A 340-nucleotide genomic window follows, 5' to 3' on the forward strand; every position below is an offset into this window, starting at 1 on the left:
GATCGAGCGGGCGATGTCCTTGGTCTTGTCCGGCATCGCCGAGCGCAGCGAGACGAGGTCGGCGACGAGATTGACGTCGGCCTCGATCGCCTTGAGGAATTCCGGCTCCATCAGCATCTGCTTCAGGTTCAGCCGCTCGAAGGCGTCCTTCTGGACGATCTGGACGACCTGCTCGGGGAAGAAAGAGCGAATGTCGCCCATCCATTGCGCAACACGCGGCGCCGAGCGGCCAAGCCCCCCGCGCCGCTTGCGCGGGTCGCCGGCGGTGTCGCCGCTGCCGTCGCCGTAAAGCGCATCGAGTGCCGCCGAAAGCTCGCGGTCTTCCGCCGACAGCGCCGAC

1 pseudogene is annotated in these 340 nt (G+C 67.4%); it reads right to left on the bottom strand.

The window, feature by feature from the left end:
* Positions 1-340, bottom strand: a pseudogene (locus EN808_RS35455) (hypothetical protein); the annotation flags it as partial.

It is taken from the genome of Mesorhizobium sp. M8A.F.Ca.ET.165.01.1.1 (assembly GCF_004792065.1).
GTDB lineage: Bacteria > Pseudomonadota > Alphaproteobacteria > Rhizobiales > Rhizobiaceae > Mesorhizobium.